The sequence below is a fragment of the Salinarchaeum laminariae genome, assembly GCF_023204835.1.
Taxonomy (GTDB): domain Archaea; phylum Halobacteriota; class Halobacteria; order Halobacteriales; family Salinarchaeaceae; genus Salinarchaeum; species Salinarchaeum laminariae.
On the sequence record NZ_CP096270.1, the window covers coordinates 1,402,296 to 1,421,535 of the forward strand.

Below are 19,240 nucleotides of genomic sequence, written 5' to 3' on the forward strand. Positions count from 1 at the left end.
CGTTCGAGCGACCGCGCCGTCGTTCATTGTACGATCTGCGGACTGTTCGATCCTCACGACGGCACCGCATTCGTCCAGTATTCGCGGGCCCACCCGAACGCTTAGGACGACGCCGACGAACGTATCGGCCATGTTCGATGATGAGGAACTGCAGTCTCTTCGTGAGTCCCGGGAGGAGTGGGAGTCGTCCACGCTCGACCCCGCACTCGAGCGACACGGCGAGCGCAAAGATCGGTTCGCCACGGTGTCGAATCTCGGCGTCGATCGCCTGTACGACCCGACCGACGTCGCCGACCTCGACTACGAGGCGGATCTCGGGTTCCCCGGCGAGGAACCCTACACTCGCGGGCCCTACCCGACGATGCACCGCGGGCGCACGTGGACGATGCGTCAGTTCGCTGGCTTTGGCACCGCCGAAGAGACCAACGAGCGGTTTCACTACCTGATCGACGAGGGTCAGACCGGGCTCTCGACGGCGTTCGACATGCCCTCGCTGATGGGAATCGACTCGGACGATCCGATGGCGCTTGGCGAGGTCGGCAAGGAGGGCGTCGCCGTGGACTCGCTGCGCGACGTCGAGGTGCTGTTCGACGGTATCGACCTCGGGGAGGTCTCCACGTCGTTCACGATCAACCCCTCCGCACCGGTGATCTACGCGATGTACGTCGCACTCGCCGACCAGCAGGGCGTGCCGCGAGAGGAGATCCGGGGCACCCTGCAAAACGACATGTTCAAAGAGTTCATCGCGCAGAAGGAGTGGGTCGTTCCCCCGGAGCCCTCTCTGAAACTCGTCACCGACGTCGTGGAGTTCGCGACGGAGGAGACGCCGCGATTCCACCCGGTCTCGATCTCCGGCTACCACATCCGAGAGGCCGGCTCGACGGCGGTCGAGGAGCTGGCCTTCACGCTCGCGGACGGGTTCGCCTACGTCGAAGACGCACTGGACCGCGGGCTGGACGTGGACGCGTTCGCTCCCAGACTCTCCTTTTTCTTCAACTGCCACAACAGCCTGCTCGAGGAGGTCGCGAAGTTCCGCGCAGCCCGGCGAATCTGGGGGGAGAAAATGGCCGAGTGGTACGACGCCGAGGATCCGGACTCTCGACGGCTCAAGTTCCACACGCAGACCGCCGGCCAGTCCCTGACCGCACAACAGCCGCTCAACAACGTCGTCCGGGTAACGATCCAGGCGCTCGCGGGCGTGATGGGCGGCACCCAGAGTCTCCACACCAACAGCTTCGACGAGGCGCTCGCGCTGCCGAGCGAGAAGGCGGTGCGGGTGGCGCTGCGGACCCAGCAGATCATCGCGGAGGAGTCGGGCGTCGCGGACACCGTCGATCCCCTCGGCGGCAGCTACGCCGTGGAAGCGCTCACCGATCGGGTCGAACAGGAGGCGATGGGGTACATCGACGAAATCCGCGACCGTGGCGACGGCTCGATGCGCGAGGGCGTCCTCTCGGGCATCCAGGACGGCTACTTCCAGCGCGAGATTCAGGATTCTGCCTTCGAGTATCAGGAGCGCGTCGAGGACGAAGAGGAGATCGTCGTGGGCGTGAACAAGTACGCGATCGAGGAGGAGTCCGCCGCCGACACGCTCCACGTCGACGAGGAGCAGGCCCGCGAGACACAGCTCGACCGCATCGAGTCCGTCCGGGGCGAGCGCGATGAGGCTGCCGTGGAGGACGCGCTCGCGTCGGTCCGGGCGGCCGCCGAAGCCGACGAGAACACCATTCCGGCGATCGTCGAGGCGGTGAAGGCGTACGCCACGATGGGCGAGATCATGCAGATCTTCGAGGACGTCTACGGCGAGTACCAGGGCGAGGTCGGGCCAGCGTGAGATGAAGATCCGTCCTTCCGTTCGAACGCTACCCTGCCGCCCCGACGAAACGACTTTCATCCTGTATGCGCTCTGCATACATATGAGCACGAGCATCCGGGTGTCCGAGGAGACGAAGGAGAAGCTCGACCATCTCAAACGCGACGACGAGACGTTCGACGAACTGCTCCGTCGGCTCGCGGGCGAAACGGAGCCGATCGAGATCGGTGCCTGGGACGACGAAACAGCGGAGAGGGCACGGGATGCCGTCGACCGTTCACGTGAGAGCTTCGGGCGATGACGTTTCTCGACTCCTCCGCTATCATCGACATGCTCGCCGGCGTCGACCGGACCGTCGAGTGCATCGAGGCCCACGGAACGCCGTATCTCACGTCCTCGATCTGCGTGTTCGAAGTGCTCGAAGGCGTCCTCGGTAGCGGAACGACCGATGTGATGGCGGCACGACAGCAGTTCGGTGGCGTCCGTACTCTGGAGTTCAACGAAGACATCGCGGTCGAGGCGGCTCGGTTGCAGGAGTCGTTGCTGGCTGACGGCGAGCCGATGGCACCGCGTGACCTGATGATCGCTGCGACCGCACGATCGACGGGAGATCATCTCGTCGTCAACGACGCGGATTTTCAGACGGACGTACTCGAGGACGCGATTCCCGTGACGAATCTTGCAGAGTGACCTGGGCTGTTGGCGGTCCTACCGACCTCACTTTAGTGGCTCCGTGCTACGGGCATCCTCTCCACTCGCCCACTGCCCCACGAAGATTCACTCGCGCCCGAATTCACACGGCGACGTGGGGGAGACGGTATCCGGCATGAGAACACTTAACCCGGTGATGTACGATTAATTTCGCTGTATGTCAGACGCTGACGAGGGCGAGCTCGAGGCACGGCTCGAGGAGCAGGAGTCCTTCGAACCACCCGAGTGGTTCGTCGAGCAGGCCAACGTCTCCGACCCCGGGATCTACGACGAGTTCGAGGAGAACTGGCCGGAGTGCTGGGAGAGCGCCGCCGACCATCTGAGCTGGGAATCTGAGTACGATCAGGTGCTCGACGACTCCGACGAGCCGTTCTACGAGTGGTTCACGGGTGGCGAGCTGAACGCCTCCTACAACTGCATCGATCGCCACGTCGAGTCCGGCGCGAAGAACCGTGCGGCGATTCAGTGGGAGGGCGAACTCGGCGAGGAGCGGACGATCACCTATCAGGAGCTCCAGCGCGAGGTCGAGGCGTTTGCGGCCGGGCTCCGCGAGCAGGGCGTCGAGGAGGACGACGTCGTCACGCTCTACCTCCCGATGTTGCCACAGCTTCCGATCGCGATGCTGGCCTGTGCCCGCATCGGCGCGCCCCACTCCGTCGTCTTCGCAGGCTTCTCCGCGGAGGCGCTCGCCGAGCGCATGAACAGCGCCGACTCGGAGCACCTCGTCACCTGCGACGGCTACTACCGGCGCGGCGAGGCGCTCAACCACAAACAGAAGGCCGACGAGGGGCTCAACAAGGTCGACCATACCGTAGAGAGCGTCATCGTCGTCGATCGGCTCGGCGACGAACTCACGCATTTCCTCGGCAACAACGCCCACGACTATCAGGAAATCGTCGACGAGCACGAGGGCGCGACGGTCGAGCCGGTCACCCGCGACGCCGAGGATATGCTCTTCCTCATGTACACTTCTGGCACGACCGGGACCCCGAAGGGCGTCAAACACACCACCGGCGGCTACCTCTCCTACGCAGCCTGGACGACGCACTCGGTGCTCGACGTGAAGCCCGAGGACACCTACTGGTGTGCCGCCGACATCGGCTGGATCACCGGTCACTCCTACATCGTCTACGGGCCGCTCGCGCTCGGGACGACGACGGTGATGTACGAGGGAACCCCGGACTATCCCGAGAAGGATCGCATGTGGGAGCTCGTCGAGAAGTACGGCGTGGACATCTTCTACACCGCGCCGACGGCGATCCGCGCGTTCATGAAGTGGGGTCAGGATTATCCCGATTCCTACGACCTCTCGACGCTGCGCCTGCTGGGAACCGTCGGCGAGCCGATCAACCCCCGCGCCTGGAAGTGGTACTACAAACACATCGGCAACGAGGACTGCGCCGTCGTCGACACCTGGTGGCAGACCGAGACCGGCGGCATGATGGTGACGACGTTACCTGGCGTCGGCGAGATGAAACCCGGCTCCGCTGGGCCACCACTGCCCGGAATCGACGGCCGCGTCGTCGACGTCGACGGCGAGGAGGTCTCGCCCGGCGACGCCGGCTATCTGACGGTGAACAACCCGTGGCCGGGAATGCTCCGGACGTTGTACAACAACGACGAGCGGTTCATCGAGGAGTACTGGACGGAGTACTCCGACCAGGGCGAGGATCGCTGGGTCTACTTCCCGGAGGACGGCGCCTCGATCGACGAGGACGGCTACATCACCGTGCTGGGGCGCGTCGACGACGTGCTCAACGTTTCCGGCCACCGGCTCGGTACGATGGAGATCGAGTCGGCGATCGTCGACGTCTCCGGCGTCGCGGAAGCCGCTGTCGTGGGCGGCAGCCACGACGTGAAGGGCGAGGCCGTCTACGCGTTCGTCATCACGGAGGACGACCAGGACGAGGACGACGCGCTGCGCGAGCGGATCGTGGAGGGCGTCGAGGACGCCATCGGGCCGATCGCCCGCCCCGAGCGCGTCGTGTTCACTCCCGAACTCCCGAAGACCCGGTCGGGCAAGATCATGCGCCGGCTCCTCGAGGAGATCGCCGACGGCGAGGAGCTCGGTGACACCTCGACGCTCCGGAATCCCGAGGTCGTCCAGGCGATCAAAGAGCAGGTCGACGAGGAGGAGTAGCGATCGTCCGGCGGAGTTCCTCGGCATAGAGTCGGGGTTTTCGTCCAATTCTCTATTTGGAATACGACGCTATCTACGCGACCAGCGGAGCAGATCTCTACAGGAATCGCTGTATCGGCGGGTGGTGCGCGCCGCTCCTCGATCGTCGCGTCGACAAAAGGAAGATCGCCCCGAAGACGGGACTCTCGGAGCGATCGTCGCCAGCGTCGCCCACCCCTCTCCCGGAGGTGGCCCCGCACCACAGGCGACGAAAAACGCGTAGTTCGATCCGCTTACGCGTTGTTCATCCGCTGACTGGAGCGCTCCCCACAGCGCTGGCACTCCCGAACCCGGTAGGGTTCGCGCGAGTAGTGCGCGTTGTCGGAATCCTCTGCCTCGGTCATGATCTGCACCGAGACTTCGTGGAGCGTTTCGATTCCGCAGCTATCACAGGATTCGGTCATGCCGTTTACCGAGTCATCAGTCGTCGCCATACTACCTCCTTAGTAGGCTACCACTATAACACGACACGAGCGTTTTCATTGCGGGAAAACACCCCGACTGCAGCGTGATTGGCTGGCGTCGATCGGGTGCTCAAATCGAACAATCGAAACTGTGCTCGCAGCTCGTTATGCATTGCCTTCCCCATGGTCGAAATTTGTCGGAGGAACTGAAGCCAACTTCCGACCTGTTCCCGCCGACAAACGGATTTGCCGGCTCCGCCCCCTTCGCCGATTCGTGGAAAACGTTATGCTCCAGGCGAAACCAACCCCATGACGTGGCAGACGAACGGCCGATCGAGGATATACTCGATACGATCGGAGACGACCACGCACGGGACGTGCTGGCAGCGATCAGCGAGGAACCGCGCGCTGCCAGCGAGGTCGCGGAGGCCGCCGACCTCTCCCTGCCGACCGTCTACCGGCGCATCGAGATGCTCAAAGAGCACGACCTCGTCGTCGCGGAAACTGCCGTCGCCGACGACGGCAACCACTACGACGTGTTCAAGTCGAACTTCGACGGCACGGTGATCCGACTGCGCGACGACGAGTACGACGTCCGAATCTACCGCAAGGAGAATATCCCCGATCGCTTCTCGAGTCTCTGGGACGAGCTCTCGCGGTAACCGTCGGCCGGCGGCGATCGACCACTTTCGACGGGCGACATTCGTCGCTGGTCGACCGCACCCGCCTCGATCGCGAGCTGCTCGGCCCCGACGCCGCCGTGGCCAGCAGCCGCACCACTGCTCTCGTCGCCGACGCGCAGGCGAGCGTTTTTGGCCCTCCCCTTCGTCGGAGCGGACATGTCCGTTTACACTGAAGTCGGCGAGGCCCTCCTCCTGTTGTTGCGCCTCGCGTTGTTCGCGCTGGCGATGGGGCTGACGATCATCAGCTTCCAGGCCTATCAGGAGAACGGCGGGAAACGCCTCGAGTCCGCGTTCATCGGCTTCGCGTTCATCAGCATGGGCGTCGCGATGACGTCGCTCGGCGGCCAGATCGATCAGCTGGAGCTGCTGTTCTCGATCGCAGAGACCATCCCCTTCATCATCGGGTTCGGGATGCTCTGGGTCTCGCTCTACCGATAGATTGCGGCCGTCGATTCACCGGTGTCTGCTGTCCTCGTGCTTTCGATGCCCACGAGCGCCCAGCGAACGCACGAATCGAACCCTTTTAGACGCCCACGCCGGTATCCGCCGGTATGGCCATCAAACCCGCCTACGTCAAAAAGACGGGCGAGATCCTCATGGAGCGCTATCCCGAGGCGCTCTCGACGGATTTCGAGCACAACAAGGACGCAGTGACCGAGCTGACCAACATCGAATCCAAGGGCGTTCGTAACCGGATCGCCGGCTACATCGCGCGGAAGCAGGCCGCCCAGCCCGCCTGATCTGACGTTTTTCGGTCCGTCGTTCTCGCGTTCGTAGCTGCTAGCTTTGCATGCGTTTTCGGGCGCGTGCAATAGTGGACTACTGAGGGGTGCACGGTGGCGGTTGGGACATTCTACGTTCTGTGACCTCCGAAAGCCCGGCCTCTCGATGCACCGTCGGAGCAAGCTCCGACGAGGTCACACTCGCTTCGCTCGCGTGACTCCCGGGGCTCGCTGTGCGCTTCCTTCGCTCACGTCCGTTCGCTCAGTCCAGTGCTTATTCCGAAAGGCTCGCTTCGCTCACCTTTCGGCGTTCGCCTCGTTTCACTCGGCTCACCGTCGCCCGGGGACAGCCGAGTGACCGGCCCCTTTCGATGTGCCGGAAGATCGGAGATCTTCCGTACCTCGCGAAATCGAAGATTTCGCTCAGTCCCACCCACAGCTACCGCAACCTCGTCCTCCCCAACCTCCTCCCTCGCGTACGCTCGGTCGTCCCTCGCACGCTACGGTTCGGCTGCGCCTCACCGAAACGCGCGCCACCGCTCACCACCGTTGCTTCGCTCAAATCGAGCGTATCATCGGACGGGACTCCGGAAGGGGCCGACCGCTCGTCGGTATAGGCGACGCAAGCGATGACGAGCGGAGCTCGTCAAGTGCCGGAGGAAACCTCCGGCCACCGCAGCCGACCGAAGGGAGGCGAGGAGCGCAGTGAGCGTAGACCGTCGAGCGGGGAGGGGGCTTCCGTGGCAGTCTGCTGTGCTGTGCAATCAGTCTAAAACAGCATCCCGTGAGTCGGATCTTGCAGCGAATCGGTGAAATCGGCCGTCGATCATCGACGACCATGCAAATCACTTCCAAACCGTTTTGACTGCGCACCACCCACTGCGGCCAATGTCAGTACGCGTTGGCGTTATCGGTGCCACCGGCGCCGTCGGACAGCGCCTCATCCAGCTACTCGCACCGCACGAGGAATTCGAAATCGGCGCGCTCACCGCGAGCGACTCGAGCGCGGGCAAGGCCTACAGCGACGCGGCGAAGTGGCGGGCATCAGGCCCGATCCCGGCTGACGTCGCAGATATCACGGTCTCGGCGACCGACCCTGCAGCGGTCCCCGACGACGTCGACCTTCTCTTCTCGTCGCTGCCATCGAGCGTCGGCGAGCAGCTCGAGCCCGAGTTCGCCGAGGCCGGCTACGTCGTCTCTTCGAACTCCTCGAACGGGCGACTCGACGACGACGTGCCCCTCGTGATTCCGGAGGTCAACGCCGACCACGTCGATCTGCTCGAGGTCCAGCGCGAGGAGCGCGGCTGGGACGGCGCGCTGCTCAAGAACCCGAACTGCTCGACGATCACGATGGTCCCGCCGCTGGCGGCGCTGGACGACGCGTTCGGGCTCGAGGCTGTCACAGTCTCGACGCTCCAGGCGGTCTCCGGCGCGGGCTACGACGGCGTCACCTCGATGGAGATCATCGACAACGTCCTGCCCCACATCGGCGGCGAGGAGGAGAAGATGGAGACGGAGAGCCGCAAACTGCTGGGTAGCTTCGACGGCGCGGAGCTCTCCTGGAACGATTTCGAGGTCTCGGCGTCGTGCAACCGCGTTCCGACGCTCGACGGTCACCTCGAGAACGTCTGGGCGGAGACCGAGGAGACGGCCGATCCCGCGGCGGCCGAACGGGCCTTCGCGGAGATGCCGACCGTCGACCTCCCGAGCGCTCCCGAGCAGCTCATCCACGTCCACGACGATCCGAACCGGCCACAGCCCCGTCTCGATCGCAACGCCGACGGCGGCCAGGCGATCTCCGTCGGTCCGGTTCAGGAGACGCCCCGCGGGCTCCAGTTCGACACGCTCGCGCACAACACTATTCGCGGTGCAGCCGGCGCCAGCGTGCTGAACGGCGAGCTCCTCCTCGAACGCGGCTACCTCTAACGTCGATCCTCGGCACTCCACCGTCCGCGCTGCCGATTCGTTTTTCGTCCGCTTGTTGCTCGCTTTTCGTCCGCTCTCCGCTCGCCGTCGTCTTTGAGCGCTCAACCAGCGATCGACTCAACTGCCGCCGCGTCGCGGGCGCTCCTCATTTTTGCCTTCAAGAGTCTACCGTGGCTGTGCGCGGTCGAAACATCGCCGAGATACGGCTAAGGGACCGCCGGCGTAGCGTTCGCTCGTTATGGGAGCAACGGAGACCGAGGATCGACACGTACAGCGCCGGACTGGGCTCGACGAGCGGCTGTTCGTCGGGGGTGGCGTCGGCGGACTGATCGCGGGCGTACTGATGGGACTGTTGATGCACTATCGGATGGGGATCATGGAGGTCGTCGGCGGCCTCTACGCGCTGGATTCCGTGACCGCCGGGTGGACCTTCCACCTGATTCACGCCGTGTTGTTCGGCCTCGTGTTCGTCGCCGCGTTGCACTGGCGACCGTTCGCGAAGTACGGGTTCGGGCCGCTCGCCATCGCACTGCTCGGGCTGGCGTGGGGCGTCGCGCTCTGGATGGCGGCAGCGGGTCTGATCATGCCGGTCTGGCTCGACGCGATGGCGCTGCCCGCCGCTGACCTCCCGAACTGGGGCACCAAGAGCGGAATCGGCCATCTGGTGTACGGCGGATCGCTGGGGATCGTCGTGGCGATCGCCTCGCAGTTCTAGCGCGAGCTGCGAACTCCACCGTCTCGAGCGCGGTCCGGTGACGAACCGTTTTTTACAGGTGCGGTCGAGCGGACAGCCATGGCGGTCTCCCTCGTCGATCTGCTCTGGAGCGCGCTGTTCGTCCTGTTCTACCTCCTGGTGGCGGTCGTGGCGGTGGCCGCAGCCGTCGGGGTCCCGGCGTTCGTCGGCAAGACGGTCTACGACCGTGCGGCGACGGAAAACCTCTCGAACCCGGCGATGCTCGGGCTGGGCGCGGCCTTTTTTGCGATCCTCGTCGGGCTGTTCGCGGTCGGGCTGTTGTTGACCTACTTCGGTTGACCGATCGCTGCAGCGCTCGCGGCTCTGCCCAGTGGTTTGCCTGGGCCACCGCATTCGGCGATTGAGTCGCAGTAATCGATGGAGCGCGCCGCTCACTCGACGACGTTCTCGAGGTCCTCGCCGGCCTCGGTACGCCGGACGTTACCCGCCACGATGTCAGCTAGTCGGTCGTAGTAGTTCGGCGTGTAGCCCGCGTTGTGGGGTGTGATGCGGACGTTCTCGAAGTCCCAGAGCGGGTTGTCGTTCGGCAGTGGTTCGGGGTCGGTGACGTCCAGATGGGCGCCGCGAAGCCGGTTCGAGCGAAGTGCCCAGACCAGCGCGTCGGTGTCGAGCACCGGTCCACGCGCGACGTTCACGACGAACGCCGACGGCGGCATCGTGCCAAGCTCGTCTTTGCCGATCAGCCCCCTAGTCACGTCGGTCAGCGGGCAGGCGAGAACGAGCTGGTCGGTTCGAGCGAGCGCGTCCTCGAACGCTGCCTCGTCGTCGAATCCGAGCACCTCGTCGGTCGGACCACCCTTCTCCGGTGAGTAGCGCACGCTGATCGTGTCGACGCCGAACCCGCCGAGCCGGTCGGCGATCGCCGTGCCGATCGCGCCCAGACCGACGATCGTCACGGTATCCCCCTGCAGCTCGTGGGTCTGGTAGTGGCGCCACTCGTGGCGCTCTTGCCGGCGCTGGCCGGTCTCGAACCGCCGTACTGCGGCGAGGATCGCGCCGATGACCTGCTCGGCCATGTTCGGCCCGTGCACGCCGGCGGCGTTCGTCACCGTGACGTCCGCAGCGCGCAGCTCGTCCATCGGCAGGTGGTCCGTGCCAGCGTAGCCGCAGGCGAACAGCTCCATCGCGTCCGCGCGCTCCAGCAGGTCACCGTCGATCGACCGGCCGGTGACGTAGCGCACCCCCTCGATCAGCTCCCGCTCTTCCGTCGGCGTGCTCGCTACGGCGACGTCGTGGTTCGGGAGCCGCTCGCGAATCGCTGCCCCGTACTCCGCGACCGGTTCCCCGTGTGTCCCCGTGCTGAGAACGAGCACGTCGGCAGGCGAAGACATACCTCGCCTTCTTTCGCCCGTCACCTCATGGTTTCGGCGACGGAGGACGACGATCGGCGTTCGTCGCTTGAGTGAGTCGGCAGACCGATCGTCGACACTGGAGTGAACTGGGCCCGACGTTCAAGGCCTCGCCGCCAGACTCTCATACATGGCCAGACCCACCGGTCGCGATCCGAGCGTCTCCGTCCACGAGGACCAACCGATCACAGAGCCGGTCGTCGCGGGGTTCTCGGCGTTCGGTCTCGCCGGCCTCACGGCGGTCGATTACCTGGTCGATCAGTTCGAAATGGAGTCGGTCGGACACGTCAGCACCGGCGGTCTGCCGTCGATCACGCCGTTCACGGAGGGACGGCCGCGCCATCCGACGCGGCTGCACGCCGACGCCGACGTTCCGCTGACGGCGCTCGTCTCCGAGCAGTTCGTTCCGGCGTGGGCGGCAGAGTCCTTCGGTGAGTCGCTCCTCTCCTGGATCGACACGTCGGCGGTCGACGAACTCTGCATGGTCTCCGGCGTTCCCGTCCCACACGGCCCGGAAGATCACCGCACCTTCTGGATCGCCACGGAGGACTTCCGGGAGCGCCGACTCGCAGACACCGACCTTTCGCCGATGGGCAACGGGTTCCTCGACGGCGTCAACGCAACGCTGCTGGAGCGCGGCATCGACACCGACCTCGCAGTGGGCGTACTCGTGACGCCGGTTCACCCGCAAGCGCCCGACGCCGAAGCGGCGCTCCGGCTCCTCGAGGGGCTCGTCGACGTGTACGACCTCGACGTCGACACCGGGCCACTCGAGACGTTCGCGGGAGAGGTCAGCAACTACTACGGCGAACTTGCGGCCAGACTCGAGGACGCCGCCGAGAGCGACCTCCCCGACGACAGGATGTACATGTAGGCCTGGTTCCTGTCTGTTCGGTGCGGCAGAGGGGCGGCCGCCATCTCCACCGGAGTAGAAACTAACGGTCTTACGGAACTGTGTTGTACTCGATCCGCAATAAATACGTACCGGTAGTGAGAACGCCGCATATCCGCAATGGCCTCAGACGACCTCCGCGCAACCCTCGAACAGGTGGGTGAGCGGTTCAACCTCGGAGAGTACGGCACGGACGCGTATCTCGCCGTCCTCGAACACGGCGAGCTGACTGCGAGTGAGATCTCCGAGCGCACGGACATTCCACAGCCACGCGTCTACGACACAGTCCGGAGTCTCAGCGATCGCGGGCTCGTCGAGCTACGTGAGTCACGGCCGATGAAGGTCGTGGCGATCGATCCCGCAGAGGCGTTCGAGGAGCTCGAGAGCTCGCTCGACCGCATGATCGACGAGCTCGAAGCCCGCTACACGGCGCCGACTCGCGAGACGGAGGCGGTCTCGCTCGTCCGCTCGCGGGCGACGATCCTCCGCTACGTCGAGGACGTCATCGAGTCTGCCGACTACGAGCTCGCACTCTCCCTGACCCCGGCGCTCTTAGAGCGGTTCGAGACGCAGCTGGGCCGCGCCGTCGATCACGGTGTCAGCGTCGATCTCATCGTCACGCCCGGCAGCGAGGCGCCGGACCCCGACGACTACGAGTACGAAACGGTCTGTACGAACGCCAGGACGCGCCGCGGAATCACGACGCCGGTGATCGCCGTCTCCGACGGCGAGTACTCCGTCTACGCCACCCAGGACGCGATCCGGGACGACAGCGAGCGCTACGGCGTGATCTTCAACCGCTCGGCGCTGGGATTCCTGCTCTCGGGGTTCTACGGCACCGTTCTCTGGACCACAAGCGACGACCTCGTCAGCGCCGGAACGGACCGATCGTTCCCCCGAATCTACGCGTCGATCCGCCGGTGCGTGAAGGACCTCCAGACCGTCGAAGGGCCGCTGTACGCGACCGTCCGCGGCCGTGACGTGCTGACCGGCGAACCTCGGGTCGTCAAGGGCCGGGTCATCGAGATCACCTTCGAGCACACCGAGGAGGTCGCGGGGCTGACCATCGAGACCGACTCCGGAACGGTCACCATCGGTGGCCAGGTCGCGACGCTGGAGGACATCGAGAGCCACGAGCTCTGGATCGGCAAAGACGAGCCGCCGACGATCGAGTGACCGGCTCCACCAAGCGCCACACTGCGATCGCTTACGACGATCGGTCCAACGCGCGCAACACGCCCCGAACGTTCATCCGCGTCTCCGCAGCGGCCTTCTCCTCGTTCCAGACGTCCTCGGTGTCGACCGCGTCGACGAACTGTTCGATCACGGCCTCGTCGTCGCCGTCCGGGCCGCCGACGGCCTCCCGCGTCTCTGTGACGGCGTCGACCCACTCGCCGAGCACCCGCTCGTACTCCTCGAGCCGATCGCCCGTTCGCGCCGGGCCGAAGTGAGCGTAACACAGCACCGACGGCTCCAGCGCCCGGATCGTCTCGACGTCCGCGAGCGCCTGTTCGGGATCGAAGTTCGGCGGGGGCGAGGTCGGCTCCACGGCGTCCCGCTCGGGGACGTAGATCCCCGCGGCGTCAGCGGTGAACACCGCGTCGTCGGCAGCGGAGTGGAAGACGACCTGGTGTGGCGCGTGGCCCGGAGCGTGGTGGGCAACGAGCGCTCTGTCGCCGAGATCGATTCGATCGCCGTCCGTCAGTTCGGTGATTCGCTCCTCCGGAATCGCCAGCGGCTCGGCGTAGTGGCGCCACTGGTCGCCGACCGCACGTTTCGTCCCCTCGACGAGCCGGCCGGGATCGGCGAGATGTGGCGCGCCGATCTCGTGGACGAACACCGTCGCGTTCGGATAATCGCGAACGAGCCTGCCGGCACCGCCGGCGTGATCGAGGTGGACGTGCGTGAGCGCAATCACCTCGAGGTCGTCCAGGCCGATGCCGACGGCGTCGAGCGCGCCGCGAACCGCGTCGTAGTCCGCGCCGAGGCCGGTGTCAACGACGGCGGGCGTCGGGCCGTCGATGACGTAGACCGAGCCGTAGCCTGCAACGCCGTACATCCCCGTGTCGACGTAGTGAATCGACTCACACTCCCCGATCTCGACGCGTGCGACGTCTCCGGGCTCCATACGTCCACTGGCGATTCGAATCGGGAAAAGTTCGGGGGTGGTCGCGGATCGACGGCCAGAGTGCATCCCTCGCGCCAGACGCCAGTGCGCCACACGTTTATGCCGGATACCGAGGCGACGCCTGTCCATGTCCCAGGACGACCTCGCGGAGCGACTCGACGCCGTGGAACGTCGGCTCGACGCCGCCTATCCCGAAGGGAACGCGGCTGCGGCGGCGGACGAGCAGATCACCGATCGGGTGGAGTCGTTCGCCGACCGACTGGCGGATCTCGAGGCCGCCGTCGAGGCAGTAGAGGGGTACGTCGGCGAGATCGAGCGCGTCGACGAGGAGCTGGAACGCCGCGCCGACGCGGCGCTCGCGACCGCCGACGGGCTCGAGGAGTCCATCGACGCCGTCGAGACCCGCGTCGACGCGATCGACGAGCGGCTGGCTGCGGACCGTCAGCACTCGGCGGACCTCGAGGATCGCCTCGACGACCAGTCCGCAGCGTTGGAGGCGCTCCACACTGATCTCGATCGCCTCGACGAACGCATCGCAGAAGCGGGTAGTTCCGAACCGGGGCGAGTCGGCGGCCCAGGCGGACGTCACACCCACGCGGATGGTTCTCCCCGGGACGGCGCTCATTCGGATGGCACCGACCCTTCGGAGGGACTCGGTCGTTCGGGGATCACCGATCCTTCCGGGGCCACCACGCGTGAGGGGAATCCCACCCGTTTCGAGTTCGACGACGGTCCCGGGTCAGTTGGCGAGGAACCGGGCGAGTTCGAGGAACCGCATCGGGACGACGACTGGTGTACGTGCGAGGAGTCCGACCCGACGCAGAGCGGGTCCACGGGAGCACACGGAACGGAGCCGGATCGGTTCGGCGACGGGCCAGCAGCGACCTCGAATCATGCCGATCATTCCCACGAACCGACCTCTCGTGGCCGGTCCGCACCTGACGGCGGTGTCGAGCGGGCGGCGAACGGGTCGGTTCCCCTCGGTGGGTCGGATCCCGAACAGGGCCGTTCCGACGCAGCCGGGGTCGGACTCACCTCCGGGGGCGGTGACCGATCTCGCGCAGGTGGCGGCGATCGCCCTGCCGTTTCGGGGTGGAGCGGTTCCGGTGGCGCAGCGCCAGCCGAGCGTGAGGCGCGTCCGGGGACGGAGCCGCCGACCGATGATTCGGCGCGGCCGGATCGCAGCCCGGCGGCGAAGAGCAATCCGCAGACGGACGCGAACAGCGAGACGCTGCTCGATCGGCTGCGTTCGATGCTGTGATTCGCGTCGTCGTCACCGTCCTGCTCGCCATCGCCATCCTCGCGGCAGCGATGCCGGCCGTCGAGCACGCGGCTGCCGACCGTAGCGAGGCACAGCTCCGGTCCGGAGTCGAGTCGATCGACGCGGCCGCGGTCGACCTCGTGGAGTCCGAGGAGGCCGTCCCCGGTACCGTCGGCGCGCGCAGAACCGTCGAGGTGCGAATCCCTGCGGCGGACGTCGGGGCGGCAGGCGTCGAGCGACTCGCCATCTCGGGGTCGGATCGCGGCTACGAATTCCGCGTCGAGGGCAGGGACGAGACAGAGATTCACGGGACGGTTCCGGTCCACACGATCGACGGTGAACCGCTCGTCCTCCGCGATCCCGGCACCCACGAGCTCGTGCTCGCCCTGGTCGAGGTCGGTGGTGATCGACGCGTCGTCATTACCAGGCTGGAGCGGGTTCACGACGGCGCCTTCGGCGGCCCGGGTGCGCAGGTTCAAGTCCAATAACGCGGCGACCGCCCGTCATGCACGCACTACTCGAACGCGTCCTCGGCACTGACGACCCCGCGTGTGGGTGCCTCATCGAGACGGCCGGGAGCACGCTCGCCGTCGACGCGACGGACTGTGACGGCCGCCTCGGCAGTGCGCCGGCGTGTCGCGCTACCGTCGCTGACGAGCTCTGTACCCGCGACGTCGAGCGGATCCGCGTCCGGTCCGCCGGCGTCGATCGCTACTACGATCGCGAGGCCGTCGCGTTGCTCGACGCAGCCGGGCGGTTCGCCGCGCTCGCCCGCGATGCCGATCCCACGCTCGCTGATCGTGCGCGAACGGAGCCACTCGCCGCGGCGGCCGACGCCGGTGCCCGCGCGGCGCCGATCTCGACGATCGCAGCCGACGTCGGGTTGCTCGATGCAGCGTCGACGGATGGTGCGGAGCCGTTCCAGCCTGCAATCGCCCCGACCGTCGCCGACGCACGGCTCGAGACTGCACTCCCATCCGACGCTCGCCTCCGGACCGCCAGAGAGCTTCCGACGGGTGCCACTGCGCGAATTTACGACGCGCCGGGCGCGGGCGCCGCACGCTATCACCTCGATCCCGTCGAGACCGAGCTCGGTCCCGCCGCGCACGCCGTCCTCGCCGACGCCTACGACGAACTCGCAGAGCGACGCGACGAGCCCGCACCAGTGACCGCCGTTCGAGCCGTCCTCGACGACCGCGAGTCTACCGATTCGTCAGGCGGTGCGGTCGAGGCTACGGACCCCAGTGCGACCGACGATGATCACGCCGCTACGACTGCTGGTACGGTGGGTCGTTCGGCCGAGTTGGGTGCTGATCAGCCCCACGCCATCGACGACGCCGACGTTCGCACGCTCGCAGCAGTCCTCCGGAAGCACACTCGGGGATTCGGGGTTCTCGAGGACTGTTTCGCCGATCCTGCCGTCTCGGACGTGTACGCCAGCGGTCCGGCAGCGGGGACGCCGCTGTGGGTCGTCGTCGACGGCGAGCAGTGCCGGACGAACGTCCGGCTCGGCGAGGACGGGGTCGGTGCGATCGCGTCGACGCTCCGTCGACGGAGTGGCCGATCCTTCTCGCGTGCGAGCCCGACGCTCGACGCGACGGCGACGATCGCCGACCAGACGGTCCGGGTCGCGGGCGTGCTCGACCCCGCGACGGAGGGACACGCCTTCGCCTTCCGATCCGGCGGTGAATCCGCGTTCACGCTACCTGCACTCGTCGATAACGGGACGCTTCCGCCCGCTGCAGCCGGGTTGCTCTCCGTTGCCGTCCGCCGGAGCGCCGCCGGCCTCTTCGCTGGAACGCGTGGCGCGGGTAAGACGACTGCACTCGGCGCCGCGCTCTGGGAGCTGCCCGCGACGACCAGATCGATCGTCATCGAGGACACGCCGGAGCTCCCGGTCGCAACCTATCAGAATCGGGGCCGAGACGTCCAGCCCTTGCACACGACCCTCGAGGAGGGTCCCGGCGTGACGCCGACCGAAGCGCTACGAACCGCGCTCCGGCTCGGCGAGAGCGCGATCGTCCTCGGGGAGGTCCGCGGCGAGGAGGCCGCAGTGCTTTACGAGGCGATGCGCGTCGGAGCCAGCGGAGAAACCGTCCTCGGGACCATCCACGGCGACGGCGGCGAGGACGTCCGTGAACGCGTCGTCGGCGACATCGGCGTCCCAGAGGCCTCCTTCGGCGCGACGGATTTCGTGGTCACGTGCGAGCAGTATCGCACGGCCGACGGCGAGCAGGCCCGTCGCGTCGCGGGAATCGAGGAGGTGATCGCGTCCGACGACGGCGTCCGGTTCGAGTCGCTGTTCGCGCTCGATGGCGGACGTGCCCAGGAGGTTGGAGGTGAAGCAGAGCCCTCACGCAGAGCGGACCAAGAGGCCTCGGCTACCGAGGCTCGTCTCGCACCGACTGGTCGGATCGAGCGCGGCAACAGCCGATTGCTCCAGGAACTCACTCGCCCCGGTGAGTCCTACGCCACGCTCCGCGATCGGATCGACGATCGCGGCGCGTTTCTCGGATCGCTCGCGAATCGGGGAACGACGGCGCCCGAGGCCGTCACGACCGCCTACGCTCGGCGCGGTGATCGACCGTGCTGACGCGGACGATCACCGGCCTCGCACGGCTCTATCCGGCCGAGGTCGAGGCGAGCGACGAACTTTCGCGTGCGCTCGCCTTCCTCCAGACCGACGTTTCGCCGGCGACACTCGTTCGCGCTGGCTACGGTGCGGGCGGCGTCGTGGGGCTCGCCTGCCTGCCACTCGCCCTGTTCGCCCCCGCGACCTACCGTCCGCTCGCCCTCGCCCTCTCGATCGGACTCGCACTCGGTGTGGTCCACGCCGTCCACCGCGGGCCGATCGCGGTCGCGGCGCTCGGCCGCTCCCGGGCGCTCGGCGCGGCACCGGATCTGGTCGGCCGCGCGATCCTCCGGATGCGCGTCGATCCGGCGACGGAGGCCGCGGTCGCCTTCGCAGCGGACTCGGGAGACGGTCCGCTCGCGGCCAGCCTCCGGCGCCACGTCCGGGCCAGTGCGGGGGCTGCCGGAACGGGGCTCGACGGGTTTGCAGCGGAGTGGCGCGAGTGGTTCCCCGCGCTCGCTCGCGCGAGCCACCTGCTCGCCGCCGCCGGCTCTGCGAGTGCGGCGCGTCGCGAGCGCGCACTCGAGCGGTCGCTCGAGGCCGTCCTCGAGGGGACCCACACACGGCTCCAATCCTTCGTCACGAACATGGGTGGTCCGATTACCGGGCTTTACGCGTTCGGCGTCCTGCTGCCGCTCGCGCTCGTCGCGGTGCTTCCCGGCGCACGTGCCGCCGGCGTTCCCATTACGCTCCCGGTCGTGATCGTCATCTACGACCTGGCGTTGCCGGCAATCTTGCTCGGCGCGGCGGGCTGGCTGCTCGTTCGTCGGCCGGTCGCGTTTCCGGCGCCCGATCTCGACCGATCACACCCCGACGTGTCGAATCGATGGTGGGCCGCACCGCTGGCCGGAGTTGGTAGCGGCGCTTCGAGTGCGCTCGCCGCAGACGTTCTGATCGGTCGGTGGGCAGTCCCGATCGCACTGATCGGGCTCGGTGGCGGCGTGGGGCTCGTGGTTCACTACCGGCCGACCGTCGTCGTTCGCGACCGGATCAAGGAGATCGAGGACGGGCTTCCGGACGCGCTCTACCTGCTCGGCCGACGGGTCGACGACGGGTACGCCGTCGAGCGTGCGATGGAGCTTGCCGCCGAGGAGCTTCCGGACGCGACCGGCGAGGTGCTGGCCGACGCTGCGCGGCGGAGTCGCGTACTCGGCGTTGGCCCGGACGACGCGCTCCGCGGGCAGCACGGCGCGCTCGCGACGGTCCCGAGTCGTCGCGTCCACTCGACGGCGCAGCTTTTGACGCTCGCGACCCAGGAGGGCCAGCCAGCCGGACAGGCCATCGTCGCGATGGCGGGCCATCTCGAAGACCTGCAGTCCGTCGAGCGCGAGGCTCGCCACTCGCTGGCACGGCTGACCGGTACCCTGCGAAACACGGCAGCCATCTTCGGCCCGCTCGTCGCTGGGGCCACCGTCGCGCTCGCCGACGGCATGGCGGACTTCGGTGGCGAGACGGAGGCGATCGGGACGATGCCCACCGCCGGACTCGGGATGGCAGTCGGCGCGTACGTGCTCGGTCTCGCGGTCGTCCTGACCACGCTCGCGACAGGCATCGACCACGGGCTCGACCGGCCGTTGACGGGCTACCGCGTCGGGATCGCAACTGCGAGTGCGACCGCCGTCTTCCTCGGCGGGTTCCTCGGTGCAGGACTGCTGTTCTGAGGCGTCGACAGCCACTGCAGCTGTCGTGACTCGCCGCTTCGTTCGGTTACGCTGTCCGCTCGACCAGTCCATTCACCAGTAGCAGGTGGTCGTCGGTTCGCGACACGCAGAGTGCTCCACAGTTT

The 19,240-nt window shown here is 66.9% G+C and carries 19 protein-coding genes; 16 read left to right on the forward strand and 3 right to left on the reverse strand.

Translation table 11 applies throughout. The features are described from left to right. Positions 1-130 precede the first annotated feature (130 nt). From MXF70_RS06410 to acs, 4 genes are all read left to right on the forward strand, one after another. Positions 131-1,834 carry an acyl-CoA mutase large subunit family protein gene (locus tag MXF70_RS06410; protein ID WP_248518170.1) on the forward strand — a complete coding sequence of 568 codons (1,704 nt, stop codon included), beginning with the start codon at positions 131-133 and terminating at the stop codon, positions 1,832-1,834. Between the two features lie 82 nt (positions 1,835-1,916). After that, positions 1,917-2,114: a DUF7557 family protein gene (locus tag MXF70_RS06415; RefSeq protein WP_248518171.1), complete on the forward strand. Its 198-nt coding sequence runs from the start codon at positions 1,917-1,919 to the stop codon at positions 2,112-2,114. Further along, entirely contained in the window at positions 2,111-2,503 is a 393-nt protein-coding gene (locus MXF70_RS06420; protein ID WP_248518172.1) for a PIN domain-containing protein, read from the forward strand. The genes MXF70_RS06415 and MXF70_RS06420 overlap by 4 nt, the downstream gene beginning before the upstream one ends. 178 nt (positions 2,504-2,681) lie before the next feature. Next, a complete protein-coding gene (gene acs / locus MXF70_RS06425; RefSeq protein ID WP_248518173.1) occupies positions 2,682-4,664 on the forward strand; it encodes an acetate--CoA ligase in 1,983 nt (660 codons plus the stop codon). Between the two features lie 272 nt (positions 4,665-4,936). On the opposite strand, the gene MXF70_RS06430 is transcribed toward acs, so the two are convergent. After that, positions 4,937-5,137, reverse strand: a complete 201-nt coding sequence (locus MXF70_RS06430; protein WP_248518174.1) for a DUF7835 family putative zinc beta-ribbon protein — start codon at positions 5,135-5,137, stop codon at positions 4,937-4,939. Positions 5,138-5,421: 284 nt separating this feature from the next. Between MXF70_RS06430 and MXF70_RS06435 the strand changes: the two genes are divergently transcribed. From MXF70_RS06435 to MXF70_RS06460, 6 genes are all read left to right on the forward strand, one after another. Next, entirely contained in the window at positions 5,422-5,769 is a 348-nt protein-coding gene (locus MXF70_RS06435) for an ArsR/SmtB family transcription factor (RefSeq protein ID WP_248518175.1), read from the forward strand. 177 nt (positions 5,770-5,946) lie between these two features. After that, positions 5,947-6,228 (forward strand): DUF7521 family protein, encoded by a 282-nt coding sequence (locus tag MXF70_RS06440; protein ID WP_248518176.1) that lies wholly within the window; start codon positions 5,947-5,949, stop codon positions 6,226-6,228. Positions 6,229-6,341: 113 nt separating this feature from the next. Continuing rightward, the gene (locus tag MXF70_RS06445) at positions 6,342-6,530 is read left to right on the forward strand and encodes a 30S ribosomal protein S17e (RefSeq protein ID WP_248518177.1); all 189 of its coding nucleotides are present in this window, start codon (positions 6,342-6,344) and stop codon (positions 6,528-6,530) included. Positions 6,531-7,400: 870 nt separating this feature from the next. After that, on the forward strand, positions 7,401-8,438 hold the full coding sequence (gene asd / locus MXF70_RS06450; RefSeq protein WP_248518178.1) for an aspartate-semialdehyde dehydrogenase: 1,038 nt from the start codon (positions 7,401-7,403) through the stop codon (positions 8,436-8,438). Between the two features lie 238 nt (positions 8,439-8,676). Then, entirely contained in the window at positions 8,677-9,153 is a 477-nt protein-coding gene (locus MXF70_RS06455) for a hypothetical protein (protein WP_248518179.1), read from the forward strand. 78 nt (positions 9,154-9,231) lie between these two features. Then, positions 9,232-9,471: a hypothetical protein gene (locus tag MXF70_RS06460; RefSeq protein ID WP_248518180.1), complete on the forward strand. Its 240-nt coding sequence runs from the start codon at positions 9,232-9,234 to the stop codon at positions 9,469-9,471. A gap of 92 nt (positions 9,472-9,563) precedes the next feature. On the opposite strand, the gene MXF70_RS06465 is transcribed toward MXF70_RS06460, so the two are convergent. Continuing rightward, on the reverse strand, positions 9,564-10,523 hold the full coding sequence (locus MXF70_RS06465) for a D-2-hydroxyacid dehydrogenase (protein WP_248518181.1): 960 nt from the start codon (positions 10,521-10,523) through the stop codon (positions 9,564-9,566). A gap of 148 nt (positions 10,524-10,671) precedes the next feature. On the opposite strand from MXF70_RS06465, the gene MXF70_RS06470 reads away from it, so the two are divergent. Continuing rightward, a complete protein-coding gene (locus MXF70_RS06470; RefSeq protein ID WP_248518182.1) occupies positions 10,672-11,415 on the forward strand; it encodes a proteasome assembly chaperone family protein in 744 nt (247 codons plus the stop codon). Positions 11,416-11,553: 138 nt separating this feature from the next. After that, entirely contained in the window at positions 11,554-12,609 is a 1,056-nt protein-coding gene (trmB, locus tag MXF70_RS06475) for an HTH-type sugar sensing transcriptional regulator TrmB (RefSeq protein WP_248518183.1), read from the forward strand. A 31-nt stretch (positions 12,610-12,640) separates the two neighbouring features. Here trmB and MXF70_RS06480 read toward each other — a convergent pair whose 3' ends face one another. After that, complete coding sequence (locus tag MXF70_RS06480; protein WP_248518184.1) at positions 12,641-13,561, reverse strand: MBL fold metallo-hydrolase; 921 nt, start codon at positions 13,559-13,561, stop codon at positions 12,641-12,643. A gap of 127 nt (positions 13,562-13,688) precedes the next feature. On the opposite strand from MXF70_RS06480, the gene MXF70_RS06485 reads away from it, so the two are divergent. From MXF70_RS06485 to MXF70_RS06500, 4 genes are read left to right on the forward strand one after another with little or no spacing between them, the layout of a single operon-like run. Further along, positions 13,689-14,822, forward strand: a complete 1,134-nt coding sequence (locus MXF70_RS06485; RefSeq protein ID WP_248518185.1) for a DUF7310 family coiled-coil domain-containing protein — start codon at positions 13,689-13,691, stop codon at positions 14,820-14,822. Then, positions 14,819-15,310 carry a DUF7311 family protein gene (locus tag MXF70_RS06490; RefSeq protein WP_248518186.1) on the forward strand — a complete coding sequence of 164 codons (492 nt, stop codon included), beginning with the start codon at positions 14,819-14,821 and terminating at the stop codon, positions 15,308-15,310. Before MXF70_RS06485 ends, MXF70_RS06490 begins: the two co-directional genes overlap by 4 nt. 17 nt (positions 15,311-15,327) lie before the next feature. Beyond that, positions 15,328-17,415, forward strand: a complete 2,088-nt coding sequence (locus MXF70_RS06495; protein WP_248518187.1) for an ATPase, T2SS/T4P/T4SS family — start codon at positions 15,328-15,330, stop codon at positions 17,413-17,415. Next, a complete protein-coding gene (locus MXF70_RS06500) occupies positions 17,409-19,115 on the forward strand; it encodes a type II secretion system F family protein (protein WP_248518188.1) in 1,707 nt (568 codons plus the stop codon). Before MXF70_RS06495 ends, MXF70_RS06500 begins: the two co-directional genes overlap by 7 nt. Positions 19,116-19,240 lie beyond the last annotated feature (125 nt).